Raw genomic sequence first — 4477 nt, 5'->3', positions numbered from 1 at the left:
AAGAGGGTACAGCCGACGCGGCGGGCGCGCAGTATCTTTCCAAGGCAGGCATATCAGGTCGCGGCTCCATTAACTTTTTCAAGAAGCTCCAGAATTTTGAATTCCGCCTCGGCATTCCCCAAGAGGACAGCTACGGGCGGACTCACCCTTTGTCAGGCGAGCGCATTGCAGTTCTTCAGGACACATACTCGGTTGATCCTGCATGGAGTGCGCCATTAAACCCGAAATGGGAGGGTGATTTTAAACGCATCAAGGCCAAGCTCACAGGTTATCTTGCTGATCCCACTGCCACACTGCGTGACTATCCGGAAACTGACAAGTCAGTACCGGGGCGTTATGCACGGGCTTATGCATGGCATAAATCGGCCTATCCGCAAAAGGCATTAGATGAATCTTCGACCCTGGTCGCTTCCGCACCCGATGACCCGTATTTCTTGGAGCTCTACGGACAAATCTTGTTGGAATCGGGCCACCCTACTGAGGCGATTGTTCCGTTACGCAAAGCGGTCAGCCTTACAGGTAATCAACCTTTGATTGCGGCAATATTCGGACATGCATTGATCGCGACCGACGATAAGGCACAGCTGGATGAGGCCGCGCAGGTGTTGAAAGCAGCAGTTACCAAGGATAACCAAAATCCCTTCGCTTGGTATCAACTTGGCGTTGTCTATGCACAAAAAGGCGATACCGCGCGCGCCGCCCTTGCCAGCGCCGAACGTTATTTAATGGAAGGCGCGCCGCAACTTGCATTGCCCAACGCGCAAACTGCCATGGCGGGATTGCCGGAATATTCGCCAGACTGGATCCGCGCGCAGGATATCAACATGGTGGCTGAAGCAAAGCTTGCGTCCTTGAAGAAGCGACGTCGCTAAAATGCTGGCCGAATGCCTGCGTTGCGGCTAATCAACCCCCATGAATGAACACGCACAAAGTCATCGGATCATAATCGCCACTGTCGTTGCGGGTTTGATCATACTGGTTACGTTAGCAGCCTATATTTTTTGGCCACCCCCTGCCGCAGATCGCGCTTTAGATGCCACACCAACCTCGGAGAGCGCAACCACATTTGCGGATGCAGCCGTGTCTGCTGCAGGCATGTCCCCCGCGGACCGCAAGGCAACTGAGGCACTGGTGAAGGCCTATATCCTCGAAAATCCCGAAATTATCACCGACGCCATTGCCATTTTACAGCAGCGTGAGGTTACAGAGCGGCTTTCTGCGGCCGGAAATGAAATCGCTACCCCCTTCCCTGGCGCGGAGGCAGGCAATCCCAAGGGTGACGTGACGATTGTCGAGTTTACTGACTATAACTGCGGTTTCTGCCGGGCGAGTCTGCCGGACATGCAACGCTTGCTAAAGAGCGATGGCAATATCCGCCTTGTCTATCGCGAATTGCCTATTCTAAGCCAAACGAGCCGCATTGCCGCATTGTGGGCACTCGCCGCTGCACGTCAGGGCAAACACAAGGCATTTCACGATGCGCTGTTTGCCCTTGGGCGGGCGGATGAACCCAACATAGCCGCAGCAGCGCAGACCGCAGGACTAAATATCACCGCGGCCCGCAGCTTCGCGGCCTCACCACAAGCCAATCAAGAAATTGAACGCAACCTTGCGATGATGCACCAGATTGGTTTCAATGGCACACCAACCTTTATCATTGGCGATCAGATATTAGAGGGCGCGCTGGGGTATGAAGCGTTGCAGAGCGCCATCGAAAAGGCGCGCGCGAAAAGCTGATTAGCCCTTTTTGCCTTGGGCAATCACATACCATTCCACCGAGCCCTTGCGGCTGGCTGGCGGCTTTGCGTGTTTAACTGTTGTAAAGTTCGATTTGAGGATACTGAGCATCGCCGGATCGGTGCCACCAGCAAATACTTTGGCAACAAAATCGCCCCCAGGCATAAGCACTTTGACTGCAAAATCCACCGCTGCCTCGACCAGACCCATGGTGCGCAGATGGTCTGTCTGCTTATGCCCAACAGTATTCGCGGCCATGTCTGACAATATCAAGTCTGGCGCGCTCCCAAGCTCGGCAATAAGCTTATCAGGCGCGCTATCGTGCATAAAATCCATCTCAAGCAGAACCACACCCTCAAGCGGGTCGACGGGCAACAAATCTATGCCAACAATCGCTGCCTTTGGCTGCTGTCTGCGTACAACCTGCGCCCAGCCGCCGGGCGCAACGCCCAAATCGACGATGGCCCTTTTACCGCGCAAAATATGAAATTTTTCGTCGAGCTCGACCAATTTATACGCCGCTCGGCTGCGATAGCCTTCGCCATGCGCGCGTTTGACATAGGGGTCATTCAATTGACGCTCTAGCCAGCGTGTCGACCCGGCCGTCCGGCGCTTTGCGGTCTTGACCTTCTGTTTTCCGGCCAGTGTCCGGCCTGAATTTTTACCACCAAAAAGATTGTCTGCCATGCTTCAATTCCGCCGATTACGGCGATTGGCGTCGCTGGCCATCAGCGCGCGCAATATACCCTCGCGAATGCCGCGATCAGCAACGCCCAGCCGTTCACCGGGCCATATGTCGAAAATAGATTCAAGTATCGCACAACCGGCCACTACCAAATCGGCACGTTCATGGCCAATGGTTGGAAACTCTGCGCGCCCTTTAACATTGCGATGGGCAAGTTCTCGGCTAATGTCGCGCATCGCAGAAGTCGGGAGATGCAGCCCGTCCACGGCCCGCCTGTCGTAACTGTTGAGTTTCAAATAGACGCTGGCCAACGTGGTGACTGTACCCGAAGTACCTAATAAGCGGCGGTCTCCGCCCTCGTCGGGAAGACGGGCCGCGAAGTCAGCGAAGCTAAGCATAACCTTATCGCGCATCACTTGGTAACTTGCCTTTAATTGCTCCGGGCTGTCGCCCTCTACCCGTTCGCTTTCGGTGAGCGAAACCACACCCCATGGGACGCTCACCCAATCCAGAATTTCAGGCACTGGACCGATCGTCGACACAAGCACCAATTCCGTAGAGCCGCCGCCGATGTCAAATATAAGGGCGGGCCCATCACCGTTTTCAAGCAACGCGTGGCAGCCCATCATCGCCAACCGAGCCTCTTCCTTCGGGCTTATGATATCGAGGTGAATGCCGGTCTCGCGCTTCACCCGTTCTATGAATTGCGCCCCATTCACAGCCTGACGACAGGCTTCGGTTGCTACGGAGCGGGCAAGGACGACATTGCGCTTCTTCAACTTTTCGGCGCATACCGATAGCGCTTCGACCGCACGGTCCATCGCCTCATCACTCATCCGGCCAGTTGATGTCAGCCCCTCACCTAAGCGGACAACGCGCGAAAAAGCATCCACCACGGTAAAATCGTCGTCACCTGCACGCGCTATAAGCAACCGACAATTGTTGGTGCCAAGGTCAAGCGCGGCATAGGCTGTGCGCTCGAGCCAATTGCGACGCGAAGCTACCTGTGCGCCCCCTGTCACGCTATTTCTGGCGTTCGCTGATACCTTAGCAGCATCGGGACGCGCTGCGCCATCGACCGAAGCCTGCTGCATTGTTGCAGCCTTGGGTGCCGCATTTTTGCGACGGGGCGGCTTTTTACGTTTTCGCCCGCGTCCCTTTTGCGGCGATGGCGCGACATTCTCGCCCATGGCCGTAAACTCACTTCTTATTTTTCTATCCGGGCGGATGTGCCGCCGGTACCTGAACACTGCGTTACGCGCTGGCGCGCAGAAATTCAAGATTTTTGAATATTGGCGACAAGGCGCAGATACACTGGCTTGACCATGCTATGCCACCCGCATATAGGCCCAACACCTGCTCCCCGGTCGTCTAACGGTAAGACTACGGACTCTGACTCCGTCTATTGAGGTTCGAATCCTTACCGGGGAACCATAAATAAAAGCTTTAAATCAATATATTATGCTATATCGTCATAGCTAATAGCGCCTGTTTCATGTTGCAATCTAATTCCCTTTAATACCCAGCTTTTCCGTCGCTTCACTTGGTATCTCGGCGTGTCCATGCAACATGGGTGCAACATGGAACACGATGGGCGTAGGGTTTGCAAACTACTCCAACAAGTCTTCAGACGGTTGAGGCTTGGCGGGCAGCTGGTCCATCAACGTGATATTGATAATCCCGCGTTCCTTTGGATAGGTCCAGCCGCATAAACCCCGCCAGACAATCCACGCAAGCGAGTTGCCTTCGCCTTGCCAGCTCAGTTTCTCAATGCGGTTGGGGTCGAAAGTAATAATGGCGAATCGTTTGCGTTGCATTTTTCATAATTGGAACGAATACAGAACATTGACAAGCAGGTCCTTAGTCAGTTGTTACTCTGACTTGGCAAAACAACGCTGGTTCCTCTCATAAAAATGATCGTAATCGGCGTTGAAGCGAACGGCTGCAATTGGGCCTATTCTGTTGAAAAACTCGCCTGTAGTGACGATTGTTAGGCGGTCTGGAATGCAGGCGCGCGGGCTTACATTCCGGATCAGGCGGGTGCGGGGCTCGGCA

General features: G+C 54.4%; 6 protein-coding genes and 1 tRNA gene. 3 read left to right on the top strand and 4 right to left on the bottom strand.

The features are described 5' to 3' along the window. A partial coding sequence (locus ACIQ2T_RS12120) for a tetratricopeptide repeat protein (RefSeq protein ID WP_397591037.1) occupies positions 1 to 872 on the top strand: 872 nt, incomplete at its 5' end. A 40-nt stretch (positions 873 to 912) separates the two neighbouring features. Then, positions 913 to 1737 carry a DsbA family protein gene (locus ACIQ2T_RS12115; protein WP_397591036.1) on the top strand — a complete coding sequence of 275 codons (825 nt, stop codon included), beginning with the start codon at positions 913 to 915 and terminating at the stop codon, positions 1735 to 1737. On the opposite strand, the gene ACIQ2T_RS12110 is transcribed toward ACIQ2T_RS12115, so the two are convergent. Together ACIQ2T_RS12110 and ACIQ2T_RS12105 are read right to left on the bottom strand one after the other, a co-directional pair. Continuing rightward, positions 1738 to 2424, bottom strand: coding sequence for an RlmE family RNA methyltransferase (locus ACIQ2T_RS12110; protein WP_300036844.1), 687 nt, complete (start codon positions 2422 to 2424; stop codon positions 1738 to 1740). Between the two features lie 3 nt (positions 2425 to 2427). Beyond that, the gene (locus tag ACIQ2T_RS12105) at positions 2428 to 3612 is read right to left on the bottom strand and encodes a Ppx/GppA phosphatase family protein (protein WP_397591035.1); all 1185 of its coding nucleotides are present in this window, start codon (positions 3610 to 3612) and stop codon (positions 2428 to 2430) included. A gap of 170 nt (positions 3613 to 3782) precedes the next feature. Between ACIQ2T_RS12105 and ACIQ2T_RS12100 the strand changes: the two genes are divergently transcribed. Beyond that, positions 3783 to 3856, top strand: a tRNA-Gln gene (locus ACIQ2T_RS12100). 176 nt (positions 3857 to 4032) lie between these two features. On the opposite strand, the gene ACIQ2T_RS12095 is transcribed toward ACIQ2T_RS12100, so the two are convergent. Together ACIQ2T_RS12095 and ACIQ2T_RS12090 are read right to left on the bottom strand one after the other, a co-directional pair. Beyond that, positions 4033 to 4239: a hypothetical protein gene (locus ACIQ2T_RS12095; protein WP_397591034.1), complete on the bottom strand. Its 207-nt coding sequence runs from the start codon at positions 4237 to 4239 to the stop codon at positions 4033 to 4035. 54 nt (positions 4240 to 4293) lie between these two features. Then, on the bottom strand, positions 4294 to 4477 hold a 184-nt coding region (locus ACIQ2T_RS12090; RefSeq protein ID WP_397591033.1), incomplete at its 5' end, for a hypothetical protein.

This window comes from Sphingorhabdus sp., assembly GCF_044357595.1.
Taxonomy (GTDB): Bacteria; Pseudomonadota; Alphaproteobacteria; order Sphingomonadales; family Sphingomonadaceae; genus Sphingorhabdus_B.
The sequence above is the reverse complement of the archived record's forward strand: the minus strand, read 5'-3'. Positions and strand labels throughout refer to the sequence as shown.